Consider the following 17,448-nt stretch of genomic DNA (forward strand, 5'->3'; position numbering starts at 1 on the left):
CTCTCAAGACGCTTTTAATATTTTAACATAGCATGACTTTCCATCTCAATAGAACTAAGGTGAGGGGAGACATGCCGGTTTAACCGCAAATTCTATTTCTCGTAAACTTCCGGCTTCAGAATTCCGATGAACGGAAGGTTGCGGTATTTCTCTGCGTAATCGAGGCCATAGCCGACAACAAACTCATCCGGCAGCGAGAACCCGGTGTAGTCTGCTTCAAGATCAACCGAACGGCGTGCAGGCTTGTCGAACAGCGTGGCAACCGTTACCGACTTGGCATTACGGCGCTCCAGTACATCGATCAAGTAGCTCAGCGTCAGACCGCTGTCAATAATATCTTCGACGATCAGAACGTCACGCCCTTCTACGGAAGCATCAAGATCTTTAATAATCTTCACGACTCCCGACGATTTGGTCGAAGCCCCGTAGCTCGATACCGCCATAAAATCGATCTCAAGTTTAATCGGCATCTCTTTGACCAGGTCGGACATGAAAATAAACGCACCTTTGAGGACGCAAATAACGAGCGGATTACGCCCGTCGAAGTCGCGGCTTAACGTTTCCCCAAGCTCCTTCACCTTCGCCTTGATTTGCCCTTCGTCGTAGAGTACCTCTTTAATATCGTTCAACAAAATGTAAATCCTCCTATATCTTTCACTTTATAATTATGAATACAGCAGTGCTTCTTATTCGTTCTCCATTCGAATGAACAGGAAGTCCGTTGTCTCATGACCGGTTTGCGCATGGCTCGAACGTCGTATCCCCGGAATCCAGAGCAGGCGGTTATTCGCATCAACCAGCAGCGGATATCGCTCACGCTCGGATGGCGCGATCTTTTCGTCAACGAACATATCTTGCACTTTTTTAGACCCATTTAATCCTAAAACCTGAATTCGGTCGCCAGGCTGCCGATTTCGTACCGTAAGCGGAAAATCAAGCTGGTCCGCATCAAAGCAAACCTCGCTCCGTCCCGCTGGTCTTACCGCTTCACCCCGCTTCAGCCGCTCGATATGCAGCGTTCTTCCGCCGGCTGTGATAAACGCCGACCTCGAATCCCCGGAAATGGAAAAGGCATAGCTATCTTCGGAGGTTTCCGATGCGTTCAGCACTCGCACCCATCGGATGCTGCTATACTCGCGGATGCACCGAACACCCGAGCCTGCATCGTATCGCCAGGTACTCGGGGCTGCAGGGGCTGCCGCAAGCCGCATCGTCTCAATCGCGTCAAAGGAGGCAATTTCTGCATCCTTCGAAAGATAATTTAATATTAGTTTAATCAATCTTCTTTGTAAAGCGACATGAAGACCGATCAGTTCACCGGCATTAAGCTTGCATTCATCCGGCGATGACGTTACAAGCGATGCAAAGAGCCGCTGTCCTTCAAGCTCCATCCAATCATCCTCCGCCCCCGCCACATCGGCGATCCGCCTTAGCGAGTGGGTAAGCTGAGGATTAAATTGCGAAAGATAAGGGATAACATCCAGCCGAACGACATTCCGAAAGTAATATCGCTCATTGTTACTGCCGTCCAAGCAATAAGGAACATCCTGCCCGGAGCAGTAGCGCACAATGTCTGACTTGTTCATACGAAGTAATGGTCGAATAAGTTCCACGTTTTTTTCTTTCCTTTTTGGAGCCATTCCTGCAAGGCCGGCTAGGCCCGCTCCGCGGATGACCCGCATCATAACCGTCTCCGCCTGATCATCGGCATGATGGGCAAGCGCGATGGCAGACGCATCGTATTTTGCCGCAATTTCGTGTAGAAAAGCATAACGCTTTTCCCGCGCCGCGGATTGCGCGTTTTTTCCCGTTTCTTCTATGTATGCGGGCATATCGAGCTCAATCATCTCGAAGGGTACGCCCAGCTTCTCCGCATATTGGCGGACAACCTCCGCCTCCTGCCGGGATGCCTCCTTGCGAAAGCCATGATTAACATGGGCCGCAATAACTGTAAGCTGTTCCTGCCGGGCTGCCAGCCAGAGCAGATGCAGCAGAGCCATTGAATCGGGACCGCCGGATACAGCGGCCACGATCCGGTCGCCCTTTGACCATAGCTGTTCGGTTGTTCTATATTTCATCATGTCGGTCAGCAGCTTATGGTCTCCCGTTTCCATATGCGTATGTATCTCCCCATTCCCCTTTTAGTATATGTTTCTTCTATATATCAGCTATATACCACTACGGAGCAGCCAGTAAACCGAAACACCAAGCACAACGGCCGAAACGGCGGCAAGCCCTTTCAGCCATCCGGGCGTCTTCGCGCTTTTTACCCGCGTATCCCTGCGGTGCAGCAGCCTCCGCCAGGCCTCCGCTCCTTCCGAAGCGTCAAAGAATTGCCCGCCGAGCGCTTGCTTGAGCCATCCCGCTACAGGAGCCAGCCCCTTACACTCGCTAATTAAACGTTCCAGCTCTTCAGTTGAGCGGATTTGCGGCAACCCTCCCGTCAGCGCGTGAAGCTTCTTCGGCTCATGGAGCATGATGCAAAGCACGGCGAAGGAGAACAGATCGTATCTGGCATCCGCCGAACGCGATCCCGCATTCCAAAAGCCGCGGTCATAAATTTCGGTGAACTGGCGGATCCCTTTGCCCATCGCCGTAACGCCGCCGTAATCGACTAGCTCCACATACCCGTAGTCGGCGACCAGCACGTTATCGATCTTCAGATCGCCAAATACCCAGCCCCTACGGTGAAGCTCGGCCAGCTTGCCAAGCAGGTTAAGACCAATGAGCGGGAACCACTCAGGCCCGTTTTTCTCCAGGAAGTCGGAAATCGTTACGCCGCGCACGTATCTCATAATATAGAAAGGATACTCTTTGCCGCCCTCTCCAAGCAGGTCATCCACTTCATAAAGGTAGGTCTGCTTCCGGTCCTGCTTCTCGAGAGCCTGCAGAACATTGATCTCCGACTGCAGATCAATGGCGTCCATCCCAACTTTTAATGCGCACCAGCCGCGGTCAGCATGAACGAGATAAACCTTGCCGTTCGCTCCCTCTCCAAGCAACCGCTCGACTCGATAACGGGAATGCTTCCATTTCCCCGTAACAACGGCACCGCGGCGGAGATTCAACTTAAACGACGTAGTCACTCATCATCCCATCCGTTTCATCGTTTCTGCTCTTCTTACCATAATCCCCCTGCCGGTAAAAATCAATGACTTGCATCATCGCCGGACCCGTTGGCGTCGTCCCGCTCATAGGGAATTTCGTAAATATAGAAGAAATCCCTTTCAGATTATCGGTCCAATCCAGATCCAGCTTGCAGTCCTCGCCATGCTTGCTGCTTGGAAAATGGAATACGGCAATCTCGCTCTGCCCCTGACGCGCCTGCAGGCTTAGCATAAGATCATGAATTGCTTCCTCCACCGCGCGAAGCTTTGGCTTCATGCTGGCGCTTGCGTCTATCAGCAGGGCAACCTGCAGCTTGGATGTCTCGCCAAGCTCGTCGATTACACGGACGACCTCGCTCCGCTTCTCGGGTGGGAGCGCTTCGATCGAGCCGTTGCCAAGCACCTGCTTCAGTTCCTTTTGGACCGCCAGCTGAATCGTTTGAACCGCCGTTTTTCTCGTCATCATTTGAACCGTCTGCGACAGCTGCCGCATATTTACAAGCCTGCTAAGCCCCCCTCCTGCGCGAGCAATCTCTTCTATTTCGGATGCACCGAGTTCCCCTACATCGCCATAATCAAGAATACCTACTACATTGACCGCAATACCTTCCGACTTCGCATGCGCCGCCGCTACAACCGGACTCATTCCGACGTTGGAGCAGCCGTCCGTCACCAGCAATATTTGTTTCATTATTCCTTGCCTCCTCTTCAAAACAAGCATAACCTCTCTATTAGTTTTGCCGTTTGAAGCGAGGGATAAACCGCTAGATTGCCCTATTTCCCGAGAAATTATGCAGCCGTTGCAAAGAATAATTTATAATCAAGCCTATGCCAAGCAAAAAGGCTCTCGGAGCCAAAGCGCAAATTGCCGCGCTTTAGTCTAAGAGCCTGCATCCACCCATTTGTCATCTGCCTCCTTCAGCTTACCGTCCGCGGCCGCTCCAACCGGTTAATTCCCGGCCATCGGAACGACGCCCATTCCGGCAAATGCTTATCGATCTTTGCGACAAGCACCGTCATATCATCTTTAATATCGCCCTCATGATACCTCACCACGGTCTCCAGCAAGGCATCGGCCATTTCCTGCGGTTCTTCGGTCTTCAGCTCCTGAATAATTCTCTTCATCCACATCTCCTTATTGACCGCATGTCCCGGCGCGTCATAAATTCCGTCGCTCATCATGACGATCGTATCGCCCGGCTCCAGCGGCATGGAGATCAGGTCGAATTCGATATCCTGCAAAATACCAACCGGCAAATTATTTGCCGTTACCGGAATCACCTCGTTTCCTCGTTTAATAAAGCTTGGCGTCGAGCCGATCTTCATGAAGGTTGTCCTCGCCGTATATAAATCGATCATCGCCAGATCGATTGTCGCGAACACCTCATCCGGCGATCGCAAGAGAAGAATCGAATTGACCGATTTGATGGCAAGCTTCTCATCCATCCCGGACTTCAAAAGCTGCTGCAAAATCGACAGGGCTGCGCTGCTCTCCTGGCGCGCGCGTTCTCCATTGCCCATGCCGTCACTAATGGCTACGGCGAATTTGCCATTGCCAAGCTCCAGCATACTGAAGCTGTCTCCCGACAGCAGGTCGCCTCCTTTGGCGGCACCGGCAATGCCTGTCTCCACCTCGAATTCCTTAGCCGAACCAAACACGACAAGGGTTGGCTCGCCATTCTTCTCTGCCGGTCTCTCCGATTTGACGGCCACATGCTCGCCCAGTATATCCGATAAGAGCGGAGCGATAATTTTACGGCATTCATCGTAACCCCTGGCAAAATGGTGATACAGTTCGATTTCCACATTCCCCTCTTCCAGATTAATGACCTCAATTTCCTGTATGGATAATCCTAGTCCCTCCAATGCTTCACGGATCTGTTCCTCCTGCAGATGCAGGGTCTGCCCCTCCCTTTTAATTTCATGCGCCAGGTCCTCCATCACCTGCGATACGCCCGATAATTGATCCGCCACAAGCTGCCTTGAATCGAATATTTGCTTTTTCCAATGCATATCATTCTTATAAAGCTCGTACTCCTGCTCGATAATGCCAAGCACCTGAGCAGGCTTCGCGCAATGGGACGCCCATGTGCGCGGCATATTGTGCGTTGGAATGCGATCCTCGTCCACAGCCGAGATCATGTCCTTCATCATTTGATAGGTTTGAAAATACTTGCCCTCCCAGCAAGCCTTATTCCGGTGGCAGTCTGCGCAGCTTCGCGCCGACACCGCCTGCATGAAATGATTAAGCTCCTCCTCCTGCTTCACGGCCCCTGCCGTGTTATTGAGCTGGCCAAAGCTCTTCGAGAGCTGGCGGAACACCTCCGAATATTGGGATACCCGCTCCGCCGTTACATCGCGTACACGCTTGGCATACTCATGCTGCGACTTGGCATGCTCGTTTGTACCCGGAACATAGCGGGCGATGGTTCGAATCATAATTTTGGGGGTAAGCATAAGCAGGACAGCTGCGGTGACCGACTCCCATGTCGAGGTCATCACATCCGATCCGCTTCCCACATAGATAGCGAGGATAGAGGTGCCGAGCAGCATGCCGAAAGCAACCGCGGCTTTACCGCCTTCGCGCAGAAGGCCGGCCAATAACCCCGCGAAAGCAAGCAAGCTCATTTGCACAACCGCGTTAAAGTCGGCGAGACTAAGAATAAGTCCGGCAACTACGCCGACACAGGCTCCAAGCGGAGCCCCTCCTGCAAGAGCAAACAACAGCAGCAGGAAGCGCGACATAATATGTTCAACGGACAGACCGTAAATTTGCCAGCCTACCGCTCCGGTCATGACGGAGGCAAGCAGAATCATCAGGCAGATAATCTCTTCATTCTTGAGAGAGGCGGTTTTTTTCGCCATGGTCAGAACCGGTATGGCCTGAATAAAGACAAGCGTAAGCACAAAGCTGAGCGCTGCCTCCACCACCACCATCATGAACCCATACCAGCTCATCGTATCTCCTATGAAGAGTCCAAATAGCTGCACAAGTAAGGTGGAGATAAAGACGAGTAAGGGAGCAGTCCCGAGCTCCGCCTTCTCGTAAGCCTCCAGGCCTTTAAATAATAAGAATAGAACGGCGAGCTCCATCCCGATCCATAAGGGTGCGGGCGTAACCGCGAACCAGCTCCCGGCCACGAGCGATACGGCTGTCCAGGCGAACGCGTCTTTTCGAAGAAAGTAGACGACCGCAAAGTAAGCCGCAGCGAAGGGCATCAGGGATTCCAGGATCACCGCCCTTCCGAGCAGGAAGCCAAGCCCCACAAGCATGATTGTCCATTTCTTCGCTAGCACCAGCTGGACCAGCCTTCTCGAAGATAACCATCCACGGCCCTTCTCCATAATGGAACGTCCCCATCCCATTTGTTGCTCGCCTGCAGGAAACATAATCACGTTTTCTTTTTTCATATCGAACACCACCCATTTCGTTTTGTTGTGGTTCTCATTATAGGAGCATGTCCGTATGAAGTTTGTCAGTTTACCGTGGGCGTGCCAAAGTTTTTTCCGACAAAAGAGAAATCCTTCACCCACAAATTGTCAACGCTTTCAAATCCGCGCCGTTACTGGATTTAAACCTGACACGTGACTATTGGCACTACTGCCGCTTCAACAAAAACCGTCGCTTCGCGCCTCGTTCTGTCCGCGAAATCTTTGTTTTCTGCTGTCGGGATTGCAGGGAGTATCGGGGAAACAAGCTAAAACTTTTTTTGAAATGAGGTATATTTTTTGAAAAAAGCGCATAGCGGGGGCTGAAAAACGTGAATTGAGCGTTTTTTTCTGGCGTTTGGGGCCAGCAAGGGCTTAGCGGAACTCCGTTAACAGCATCACGGAGACTGCTGGAGTCTGCTTTTATGAGGAAGTTTGTCGCTCTATACGGGATGATCTTTATTACCCCGCTTAAGTCGCTTATAAACTTAGAGTTTGGGGAGTGGCGAGAAGGCGTGCTGCCGTGAGAAAACCCTTATCCATGCAATTCGAAGATGGGCGACCGCGTTTAGCGGTAGGTTTTATCGCCAAAAAGACCTTATAAGTTCCGACTCTCGGAATTTATAAGGTCTTTTGTGGTAAAAAAGGCAGAACCGTTTAGGTTCTGCCCTCATATGATTGTATAAAATCCAGCTTAGACCCGTTTAGCACCGCGGCCGCCGCGTTTGCCTTCGGTATTTTTCTTCAGGGAGGAGATACGTTCTTCGCTATCTTTCAGGAAGCGAGACATTTTATCCTCGAATGACGGTTTGTTGTAAGACGGTCTGCCAGCCGACTGCTTGTTGAAAGGACGTCCACCGCGATCTTGACCGCCGCCGCCTCCACGATTAAAACCGCCGCCACCGCCTGCACGTGGTTCACGTTGTGGTGCTGCCTGGCCCTCAGGCCGGTCAACTGCCTGTTTGATGGAAAGTCCGATCTTACCGTCTTTATCAACGTTGATCACTTTGACTTTAACAACATCGTCAATTTTCAGGTGATCCTTCACGTCTTTGACGTAGTTATCGGCAATTTCCGAGATGTGAACGAGCCCTGTGACACCCCCGGACAAATCAACGAATGCTCCGAAATGCGTTATGCCTGTCACTTTGCCTTCTAACTTGGCTCCTACTTCAATTGCCATAAAATAAAATGTTCCTCCCTAAGCTAAATAGCGTTACTATCGTGATTATAACCGAATCGTCAAAGTAAGGTCAACAGACGTTCACCCGTTGTTGCGTCTATTTAATGACCTGAATCTGCTGTTCTCCAGGTGTTACCATTCCTTGTTCCTTCGTTGCAAGTTGTCTGATATATTCCGGATCGTTAAGCCGATCTATCTGTTGTTGAAGCTGCTTGGACTGAAGAGTGGAATCATCTACCTGCTTCTTGATCTCCGTCAATTGCGCCTGTGTGGCACGCGCATCCTTGATTTGACCAATAAAGGTATACGCCGCCCAGCACAAAAATAGAGTGATGCACATGGCCCATATACGCAGACGGCGTTTGGATCCTGCGTTCCCTGTCGATGGATTGGCTGTGGCAGTCGTCATAACGGTAAACCTCCTAAAATGAATAACACGTTAAAACAGGCGTTTCCATAATTTTATAACACCCGATAGGATCTTGTCCCATCTTTCTTTGAGCTGCAGTCTGGAAATCATTGGACCAAGCCATCGCCATAGCGGGCGCGTAAGCGGACCAAGCAGAAAACGCAGCAAAAACCAGAACGGACGAACCAATTGTAGCACAATTTTTAACAGGAAAATAGTGAGCGCGGTCCCAAATCCGATTAAGACGCGGATAAACCGGTATAACAGGACGACCGGCTTCACAATTAGAAGGTCAAATGTCCGCAGCGTGAACCGGATGAGGGCTCGTACCGCATCAATCAGCCATTTTACCGTACGAATGACCGGTTTGCTCAGCAGCCAGTAATAACATAACACGCCAATAAGCAAGCCGAGGAAAACATACGCCCGCACCTCGCCATAGTTGCTGGCGTACAGCACACGAAATACAAGGAGCGATGCGGCTAGCCAGTACACCATATCGAGTACCGGCAGCGTCCACCGCGGGAAGCGTAATTCATTCGACACAACCCGGTAGCCGTCGAAGACCACGCCCATCCCGATGCCTGATAGCAGCATCATCCCCATTGTGAGAAACTGTAGGCTTAAGGAGGTCACTTAAACAGCTTACCGAATAAGCCTTTAGTTTTGGTAGAGGTATTGGCGTCCAAATAGGCGAGTGAATGGACATACCCCTCGATGGCGACAAGGTTTTGTTCCAGATTGAGATGCTTGATATGCAGGTTTTGCCCTTTTATCATCAAGAAGCCAAGATCGGTATCGAGCAGAAACTCTTCGCTGTCGAAACTTTCCACATTTAGCACGCCGGTAATTTCGAGCAGCTTGCGGTTCAGCATTTTGACTTCCTGCCGCTTCTGCCCTTTGCTTTGTTCAACCATTGACCCGTCCCTCCACTTCGAAAGCATAGCTTGAGACTAGCTTATGGGGGTTGGACGAACTTTAGAACATCCGCGCGAGGGCAAATCTACTCTTTCATATCGGTTTCGCTAGAGCGAAGGATTGCCTCCGTCCCTTGCGCTTTTTACGCGCTTCAGCTGCGCCACGATAATGACGCTGATGACAACAAGCAAGTACCAGGAACTGATTTTTCCCAAATGGACGATATGCCAGGTATGCTCCTGATCCGGATAGGCCCATGCCCCCATAAACGTCGAAATATTTTCCGCAAGCCAGATGAAGAAGCCGATAAGCAGAAAGGACAACACAACATGCATGCGGTACTCCCTCCCCCCCACCTTATAGGCAAAAGAAGTCCGGTAAAAGACAATAACCAGAAGCAGCGTCAGCACCCACCGCATATCCCACAAATAGTGGTGAGTAAAAAAGTTCAAATAAATAGCGATGCAGACTATTACGGCATAACGCTGCCGCGGCCACCCGTATACGGAAATCGACAGCCTCCTCCATGCCTGACAGATGTAGCTGGCGACGCTGGCATACATAAATCCGCTGTAAAGCGGCACCCCAAACAGCTTCGACCAGCCTTCGCCCGGATAAGACCAGGAGCCCATATGCACTTTGTACAGCTCAAGCATCAATCCAATAATATGGAACATGCAAATTACTTTAAGCTCGTCAATGGTCTCCAGCTTAAATACCACCATGCCAACCTGGGTAAACAGGCAGATCAGCAGCAGCAGATCGTAACGATGAACGTAAGGTATAGATATAACCTTGGTTAAAGCCAGAGACGCGAAAATAATAACCGGAAAAATACAGGACATGGCCTGCTGATAACCAAAAATAAAAAGCTGCCAAATACGACGGATCCAGACCGCATTCAATAAGGGCTGCAATTCCATAAGTATGCCCCCTCCTCTGCATAATGGAAAACCACCATTAAAGTACCATAAATATTTATCGTTTTACAATAAATATTTAATGATATCATTGATATTTTTGTTTTAGAGAAACAAAAAGAGCACTTCTCTCTTTGAGAGAAATGCTCTTTCCCTTAACCGGTTATGCCGTTACGGCAGCTTCTTCAGCTGCTTGGGCTGCAGCCGCATATTGCTCCGTTCTGATCTTGAGATAAAGCACGAGAGATAGAATAACTCCAATCAGCGATACCCAGTCTATGAACAGATAATAAAGCGTAACCGTAATCCCGTTGATATTCCCCGATTCTAGCAGCAATTTGCTTGCACCCAAGCCTAGGAGAAAGCTAAATAGATTGATGACGACGCCAAGTCCGAGAAAACGCCAGAATTGTCCTACGGCCATATTGCGGCTGCTCTCGAGCGGATTCGTCACGGAAGTATTCTCGATAGAGACGACAGCGGGGAGCAGCAGAAGCCTTACATACATGAACAAACCCGGAACGATGAAAAACAGGAGCCCCGCCGAAAGAATGACGCCCTGGAGAAAATTATACATGATCATCCTCAGCCACTTGCGGAGCCCCCATCGGTAAGCATCGGCAACGCTGCCCTTGCCGCCCCGAAGTCTCTCAATCAAGTAGTAAACGACAACGGGGGTCAGCAGGGTTAAGAATAGCTGAGAGATCATGATGTCTTTGACAATATTATCGATAGACAGGTTAGAAAAACCGTAACAAATTATGAGTTCAACCGGCACGATCGTAATTGCCGTTATGAGCAGCAGCACTGCGGCATTTTTTATAAAGAGAGAAAAGGTCAGTCCCAATACGCCTCCGCCCTTTGAAGGACGGACTTCGGGCAAATTCGTCATGGCTGGAATCAAGGCTTGTCTACCTCCTGAGCATCAAGGTGAAACGGCTTCGCCGTCCTTAGACGGAGGGCGCGTTTCAATCCGGTCAATTATAAGCCCTGTCTACATGAAACAAATAAACTCTTAGAATTGAAAAAAGAGCTGCCACTAAAGGTGACAGCTCTTTATTGTTTACCAGCCGAGGTTATCCTCGCGCGGGCGTTGTTCTTCCTTGATCAAAGTGTAAAGCTCACCGGCTTCATCCTTACGGGTCGTTTCGGCAATTCGTTCGACACGAACGGTTACCGTCTTCTGTCCGTATTGGATCGTAAGCTCATCCCCTGCTTTAACCGTGCTGCTAGCTTTCGCTTCACGGCCGTTGATCCAGACGCGCCCTTGCTCGGACACGTCCTTTGCTACCGTACGGCGCTTGATCAACCGGGATACTTTGAGGAATTTATCGAGACGCATGTATTACTTGATAGCGTCTTTCAGTTTGTTGCCTGCTTTGAATGCAGGAACTTTGGATTCTGGGATGGAGATTTCTTTACCCGTTTGCGGGTTGCGGCCAACGCGGCCGGAACGTTTACGAGTTTCGAAAGTACCGAAGCCGATCAGTTGTACTTTGTCTCCGCCTGCAAGCGCGTCAGTAACTTCGCCGAGGAAGCCGTTCAATACTGCTTCTACGTCACGTTTAGTCAAACCGCTTTTTGTTGCAATGTTGTTGATCAGATCTGTTTTGTTCATTATTAATATCCTCCTAAATTCAATTCGCCTGTTTTGTTCGGTCAGCGCTGCTAATGGGCGCTGCCGTTTGTTTGGTAATTTTAAGCATAAACACAAACACGTTGATACTTATTCTGCTTGTCAGTAAAAAAATCCTGCTGCACGAGTAAAAAAATTTACCGAAAGATGCAGAAATGTTGCGATTCGTGGCGAATCCGAGGCTCTATTGTCGCTTCGCTTCTTCCCACCAACGATCCATTTCTGTTAAATCAGTCTGGTCAAAAGTTTTGCCGTTTATACGAAGCTGCTCCTCAATATAAGAGAATCGGCTCTTAAATTTTGCATTGGTGCGAGAGAGTGCCTCCTCAGGATCAGCGTGGATAAAGCGAGAAGCGTTCACAACCGCAAACAGCAAATCTCCCAGCTCTCCTGCCTGCTCTTCCGAATCCTTCGAATCTATCGCCTCGCGCAGCTCGCGAAGCTCCTCTTCTATTTTGGTCAGAACCGGTTCCAGCTCCTCCCAATCAAAGCCAACCTTCGCCGCCTTCTTCTGAAGCTGGTAGGCCTTCATAAGCGCCGGCAGATCCTTCGGAATGCCGTCCAGCTGCGATTTGCGGGCATCGGCTTCGCCCTTAAGCTTCTTCTCCTCGGCCTTCATCTGCTCCCAGTTGACAAGCGCTTCGCCGGCATCCCCGGCGCTGCGGTCGCCAAACACATGCGGATGGCGGAAAATCAGCTTCTCGTTCAGGCTTTCGATAACGTCATAGACAGAGAACGCTCCCGTCTCCTCTTCCATCTGGCTGTGCAGCATCACCTGCAGGATCACGTCGCCAAACTCCTCCCGCATATTGTCGGGATCATCGTTATCGATGGCTTCAAGCGCTTCATACAGCTCTTCAATGAAATTCTTGCGGATGGACTGATGCGTCTGCTCGCGGTCCCACGGACAGCCTCCGGGGCTGCGCAGAATAGCAACGATCTCATGCAGACGGTCGAACGTGCGGTTAAGAACGGCATCCTCTTCCGTACGCGGCACCCAGATCAGCGACAGATTGCCGAAGCCCGGCGTCCGGTCGAGCTCGTACAGCGGAACCTTAAGGATCTGTTCCTCGCCCGTTACGCCAAGCGCATGACCAACGACAACCTCGTAGTCATCCGGGTAGCGCTCCATAAGCGCGAGCTTTACATCCGATGCCGTATAAGCATCATAGACCTGCCCAATAATCGTATGTACGCGCGGCTGCACGTGAGCCGCCTTCAGCTCGGCTGCATCAAGCAGCGCGAACCCTTCGATCGGATCAATGCCAAGACGGATAAAAGTCTGGTCAAGGAAACTTTCCCCGCCAATAATTTCGAGCGTTATACCAGCCAGCGAGCAGCGCTCGCGCAGCAGCTGTACCGTGCGCTCCGCTACCATCGGATGCCCCGGCACGGCATACAGGATTGGCGCGGATGCCTCCAGCGCCTTGCGGACAAGCGTATCCGCTATTGTATCATAAACCTCCGGAAAGGTGTCATGCTGTTCATAAACGCTGTCAAAGGACGTGTAAGCCAGCTGATGCTCCCGCAGCAGCGACATCACCGGATGCTGCTCCGAGCGGACATAAATCGTCTCCGCCTCCTGCAGCCTCCGCCACACGCCAAGCGTTAATTGATCGGGATCGCCCGATCCCAGGCCAACTACCGTTATCGTTTGTGCCATTTTCGCAATGCTCCTCCCTGCCACATGCAGATTCTACAGGTAGTATACCATTTCTTGCGTGGGGATTAATAATGCCCGGATGCTGGAGAGGGCAATTGGCAGGCTTTTTATCTGCTACGCCGAGGTGCGGCGCAGAGACCCGGGAATCAGGTATACTAAAAGCAATAAGAAACGTAAAAGGAGATGGCTGCTCGTGAAAATCGTTATAGCACCGGATTCTTTCAAAGGCAGCTTGTCCGCCGCTTCGGCGGCGGAAGCTATTGCTCAAGGCATCAGGCGTTGCGCGCCGGATGCCGACATCGTCAAGCTTCCGATCGCTGACGGCGGTGAGGGAACGCTCGACAGCCTGCTCGCGGCTACGAGCGGTGAGCGCATAACCGTTAACGCAACCGGCCCGCTTGGGGCAAGCGTTAGCGCTTCTTACGGAATAATCGGACAGACTGCCGTTGTTGAGATGGCGGAAGCTTCCGGCCTTTGCTTGCTGACGGAGGAGCAGCGTGATCCCTCCCTGACGACAACCTACGGGACAGGCGAGCTTATTCGCCATGCGCTAGACCTTGGATGCCGGCGGTTTCTGCTCACCGTAGGCGGCAGTGCCACCAATGACGGAGGTACCGGCATGCTGCAGGCGCTAGGAATGCGACTGCTGGATCGGCAGGGCAAGCCCGTACCGCCCGGCGGAGGGGCTCTAGCGGATATTGCGGCGATTGACGACAGTCTATGGGATCCGCGCATTGCGGAATCTTCCTTTGTTATCGCCACTGACGTGCAAAACCCGCTTATAGGGGAGCAAGGGGCTGCTCGCGTCTTTGGTCCGCAGAAAGGCGCGTCTCCCGAGAAGGTAGACCAGCTTGAGCAAGGGATGACGGTGTGGGCGAATTTAATCGAAGCAAAGACGGGAATCCGACTCCACGATCGCCCTGGCGCAGGTGCAGCCGGCGGCTTGTGCGGCGCCTATCTGGCCTTCTTCCCCGCTTCCGTTCGCCGCGGCATTGATGTCGTTCTGGAGCATGTGCATCTGGAGGAGCATTTAAACGGAGCGGATCTGGTCATAACCGGGGAAGGCCGTATCGATCACCAGACGGCCTCCGGCAAAGCGCCGATGGGCGTCGCTCAACTGGCCAAGAAAAATGGAGTACCTGCGATTGCGTTGGCCGGATTCGTCGGCCCCGGCATGGATGTTCTGCATGCGGAGGGCATTAGCAGCGTGCATAGCATCATGAATACGCCGATGACCTTGCGGGAAGCGATGGAGCGTGCCCCCATCCTGCTTGAACAGGCGGCCGAGCAAGTTATCCGTACTTTCCTGGCGGGGCGCAATTGATTTTCCGTACGGAGATGAGCTGAACATTTTGACGCATATGCGATCTCAGTCCAGGATCGTATCTCTTTCGGTTGCTGTTGCCGTCTAAAAGCTTGAATAAGCTCGTAAACGAGGCTTTTAGACGGCAAAGGCAAACGCTCCGCTCCTTAAAGGGATACAATTCCTCCCCTCCATCAATTGCTTTATAAACTGCAATAGGCTGCCTACTGACCCGGGCAGCCGAGCTATTTTAGAGACGGCCTGAGCCCATCCAGGCCGCCAAGAAAAAAATAAGGCAGCCCAATAGGAGTGGGCGGCCTTATTTGCCTATAAAAACCGCGCTTTGTGCGGTTTTTGATCGCGCTGCGATCGATAGATAGGGTAAAGGAAATATACTTACTGGAGGAGCGTAGCGCTTGCCTTTGTACCCATGAAATCTCGCCTGAGCGAGTTAATTCAAAATTTCATGGGTACAACAGCAACTGGAAGGAAGTATATTTTCTGCCCCCGCCCACCATCGATCATCTCGCATCACTTATACGCAGGAAGCCAATCCCCATGAGCCTCGATCAAATCGTCGCACAAAGCCACAATATCATCCATCGATAGCTCCGCCGAAGTATGAGGATCCAGCATAGCCGCATGGTAAATATGCTCTTTCTTCTGCGTCAGCGCCGCTTCAATCGTCAGCAGCTGCGTATTGATGTTCGTGCGGTTGAGCGCGGCCAGCTGCGGCGGCAGATCGCCGACATACGTCGGATTGATGCCCGAGCGGTCAACAAGGCACGGAACCTCGACGCAGGCTTCCTTCGGCAGGTTGGTAATCAGACCGGTGTTCATGACGTTGCCGCCGATTTTGAACGGTTTGCCCGTTTCAATGGCCTCCATAATATGGGAAGCGTATTCATGACTGCGTTTATGCTCGATATTACTGTTGGCAAGCAGCGATTCACGCATATTATTCCAGCCTTTGATCTGCTCGACGCAACGGCGCGGATACTCATCCAGCGGAATATTGAAGCGCTCGATCAGCTCCGGATAATTGCGCTTGATGAAGTACGGATGATACTCCGCATTATGCTCGGACGACTCCGTGATGTAATAGCCGAACTTCAGCATCATTTCGAACCGGACCATGTCATGATGCTTCTCCTTCTGCTTCTCCGCCGCACGGCGCTTGATCTCCGGATACAGATCCACGCCATCCTTCTTCACTTCAAGCAGCCAGGCCATATGGTTGATGCCCGCAATCTTGGATTCCACTCCCGTAGCGTCCATCCCCAAGGTTTTAAACAGATCGGACACGCAAGCCTGTACGCTGTGGCACAAGCCCACCGTTCTAACGCCGCCCGCCGTCGACAGCACGTTCGTCAGAACCGCCATTGGATTGGTATAATTCATGAACAGAGCGTCCGGGCATACCTCACGCATATCCTTTGCGAAATCAAGCACGACCGGAATCGTGCGCAGGTTGCGGAAAATGCCGCCGATACCAACCGTGTCGGCAATGGTCTGGCGAAGCCCGTATTTTTTCGGAATCTCAAAGTCCGTAATCGTACATGGATCATATCCGCCGACTTGAATGGCGTTGACCACATATTTAGCTCCGCGGAGCGCTTCTTTCCGATCGGAATAGGCTTTAACGACACAGCTGCTTCCGAGGGATGCTTTCATATTCAACAGCAGCTGCTCGGAATCGCGCAGCCGCCCCGCATCAATATCGAATAAGGCAAGCTCGAAGCCTTGCAGGGCCTCCGTTGACATTACGTCACCAAGAACATTTTTCGCGAATACCGTGCTTCCCGCACCTAGAAAAGTAATTTTAGACATCTTTGCTTCCGCCTCCGTTTTCGTAAAAGGAATTGACTCCTCCACTATATATCCGAAGCAGGCAAGCGAACATGGCAAAGCCTCTTATTTATTTGTCATAATCCCATTTCCTTATGACGAGCCGCGCCGCCTTGTTTATAATAAAGAAATAAGCTGTGTACCATCCACACTGGAGGGAACCGCCCTATGCCGTTAACCGAAATTTATTTGCCCAGTCCGGCAACAGAGCGTTATATGGACTTAAGCCTGCTCTTTTGGGGCAAGCAGGATTGCGATCCCGGGCACTATTGGGGCCCCGGACTGCGCGATATGTATATTATCCATTACATCCACAGCGGCACCGGTCAATTCCGGTTAGGCGAGCTGAGCTATGAGCTGCATGCCGGCCAAGGCTTTCTTATCATTCCGGGTTCGCTTGTGCATTACAAAGCTGACGAGGAGAACCCTTGGACTTATTCCTGGGTAGGATTAAAAGGACTTCATGCGAAATCGCTTCTGCAGCGGGCCGGCCTTAGCCCTGCAAATCCGATATTTGACGCGACGGAGCAGAAGGACTTTTTCGAATCCGTCTATGAGCAATTCCATCAAGCCCTAGAGGATCATCCCGGCAGCGGGGATCTATTCAGTCAAAGTCTCCTGTACCAGTACATGGCCCGGCTGGTCGCCTGCAATAAACAGCCCTCTGCTCCGGCGCATGCCGTTAATACGAAAGAAGCCTACATCAACAAAGCGGTTGCCTTTATCGAGAACAGCTACAGCCTTCCGATCTCCGTTCAGGACATCGCGAATTTCGTGGGGCTCGACCGCACTTACCTGTCCGGATTATTCAAAACGCAGCTAGGCGTCTCCTTGCAGGCCTTCCTGCTCCGTTTCCGGATGAACCGGGCTGTTGAGCTTCTGCATCATCAAGAGCTCACCATTGGCGACATCGCCCGCTCCGTCGGTTATACCGACCCGTTCCTGTTCTCGAAAATGTTCAAGAGAGTGATCGGCAGCTCTCCCCGGGCATCCCGCGATCATATCAACCGCACCGCCACATGAAAAGGCTTG

Annotated in this window: 17 protein-coding genes; 2 read left to right on the top strand and 15 right to left on the bottom strand. The window is 51.5% G+C overall.

Annotated features, from left to right (window positions below; translation table 11 throughout):
- Positions 1-92: 92 nt before the first annotated feature.
- The 14 genes from hpt to mazG form a co-directional block, all read right to left on the bottom strand.
- Positions 93-632, bottom strand: coding sequence for a hypoxanthine phosphoribosyltransferase (hpt, locus tag WFJ73_RS30690; protein WP_012772064.1), 540 nt, complete (start codon positions 630-632; stop codon positions 93-95).
- Positions 633-686: 54 nt separating this feature from the next.
- A complete protein-coding gene (gene tilS, locus WFJ73_RS30695; RefSeq protein WP_336776673.1) occupies positions 687-2,114 on the bottom strand; it encodes a tRNA lysidine(34) synthetase TilS in 1,428 nt (475 codons plus the stop codon).
- Between the two features lie 54 nt (positions 2,115-2,168).
- A complete protein-coding gene (locus tag WFJ73_RS30700; protein WP_336776674.1) occupies positions 2,169-3,086 on the bottom strand; it encodes a serine/threonine protein kinase in 918 nt (305 codons plus the stop codon).
- Entirely contained in the window at positions 3,070-3,798 is a 729-nt protein-coding gene (locus WFJ73_RS30705; protein WP_127496995.1) for a vWA domain-containing protein, read from the bottom strand. Before WFJ73_RS30705 ends, WFJ73_RS30700 begins: the two co-directional genes overlap by 17 nt.
- A 227-nt stretch (positions 3,799-4,025) precedes the next feature.
- Entirely contained in the window at positions 4,026-6,518 is a 2,493-nt protein-coding gene (spoIIE, locus tag WFJ73_RS30710) for a stage II sporulation protein E (protein ID WP_442956006.1), read from the bottom strand.
- A 712-nt stretch (positions 6,519-7,230) separates the two neighbouring features.
- The gene (locus WFJ73_RS30715) at positions 7,231-7,719 is read right to left on the bottom strand and encodes a S1 domain-containing RNA-binding protein (protein WP_127496997.1); all 489 of its coding nucleotides are present in this window, start codon (positions 7,717-7,719) and stop codon (positions 7,231-7,233) included.
- A 97-nt stretch (positions 7,720-7,816) separates the two neighbouring features.
- Entirely contained in the window at positions 7,817-8,128 is a 312-nt protein-coding gene (locus WFJ73_RS30720; RefSeq protein WP_012772057.1) for an FtsB family cell division protein, read from the bottom strand.
- Between the two features lie 30 nt (positions 8,129-8,158).
- Positions 8,159-8,764, bottom strand: coding sequence for a spore cortex biosynthesis protein YabQ (gene yabQ, locus WFJ73_RS30725; RefSeq protein ID WP_336776675.1), 606 nt, complete (start codon positions 8,762-8,764; stop codon positions 8,159-8,161).
- The gene (yabP, locus tag WFJ73_RS30730) at positions 8,761-9,045 is read right to left on the bottom strand and encodes a sporulation protein YabP (RefSeq protein ID WP_127496999.1); all 285 of its coding nucleotides are present in this window, start codon (positions 9,043-9,045) and stop codon (positions 8,761-8,763) included. Before yabP ends, yabQ begins: the two co-directional genes overlap by 4 nt.
- A gap of 108 nt (positions 9,046-9,153) precedes the next feature.
- A complete protein-coding gene (locus WFJ73_RS30735) occupies positions 9,154-9,969 on the bottom strand; it encodes a DUF817 domain-containing protein (RefSeq protein ID WP_336776676.1) in 816 nt (271 codons plus the stop codon).
- Positions 9,970-10,129: 160 nt separating this feature from the next.
- Positions 10,130-10,870: a hypothetical protein gene (locus tag WFJ73_RS30740; protein ID WP_336776677.1), complete on the bottom strand. Its 741-nt coding sequence runs from the start codon at positions 10,868-10,870 to the stop codon at positions 10,130-10,132.
- 159 nt (positions 10,871-11,029) lie between these two features.
- Positions 11,030-11,308: an RNA-binding S4 domain-containing protein gene (locus tag WFJ73_RS30745; RefSeq protein WP_012772052.1), complete on the bottom strand. Its 279-nt coding sequence runs from the start codon at positions 11,306-11,308 to the stop codon at positions 11,030-11,032.
- A gap of 3 nt (positions 11,309-11,311) precedes the next feature.
- Complete coding sequence (locus tag WFJ73_RS30750) at positions 11,312-11,584, bottom strand: HU family DNA-binding protein (protein ID WP_012772051.1); 273 nt, start codon at positions 11,582-11,584, stop codon at positions 11,312-11,314.
- 202 nt (positions 11,585-11,786) lie between these two features.
- Entirely contained in the window at positions 11,787-13,265 is a 1,479-nt protein-coding gene (mazG, locus tag WFJ73_RS30755) for a nucleoside triphosphate pyrophosphohydrolase (protein ID WP_336776678.1), read from the bottom strand.
- Positions 13,266-13,458: 193 nt separating this feature from the next.
- Between mazG and WFJ73_RS30760 the strand changes: the two genes are divergently transcribed.
- Positions 13,459-14,589: a glycerate kinase gene (locus WFJ73_RS30760; protein WP_336776679.1), complete on the top strand. Its 1,131-nt coding sequence runs from the start codon at positions 13,459-13,461 to the stop codon at positions 14,587-14,589.
- 510 nt (positions 14,590-15,099) lie between these two features.
- On the opposite strand, the gene WFJ73_RS30765 is transcribed toward WFJ73_RS30760, so the two are convergent.
- Positions 15,100-16,398 carry an alpha-glucosidase/alpha-galactosidase gene (locus tag WFJ73_RS30765; protein ID WP_336776680.1) on the bottom strand — a complete coding sequence of 433 codons (1,299 nt, stop codon included), beginning with the start codon at positions 16,396-16,398 and terminating at the stop codon, positions 15,100-15,102.
- Between the two features lie 186 nt (positions 16,399-16,584).
- Here WFJ73_RS30765 and WFJ73_RS30770 point away from each other — a divergent pair, with 186 nt between their 5' ends.
- A complete protein-coding gene (locus WFJ73_RS30770) occupies positions 16,585-17,439 on the top strand; it encodes an AraC family transcriptional regulator (protein WP_336776681.1) in 855 nt (284 codons plus the stop codon).
- Positions 17,440-17,448: the final 9 nt, after the last annotated feature.

Source organism: Paenibacillus sp. MMO-58 (assembly GCF_037146255.1).
GTDB lineage: Bacteria > Bacillota > Bacilli > Paenibacillales > Paenibacillaceae > Pristimantibacillus.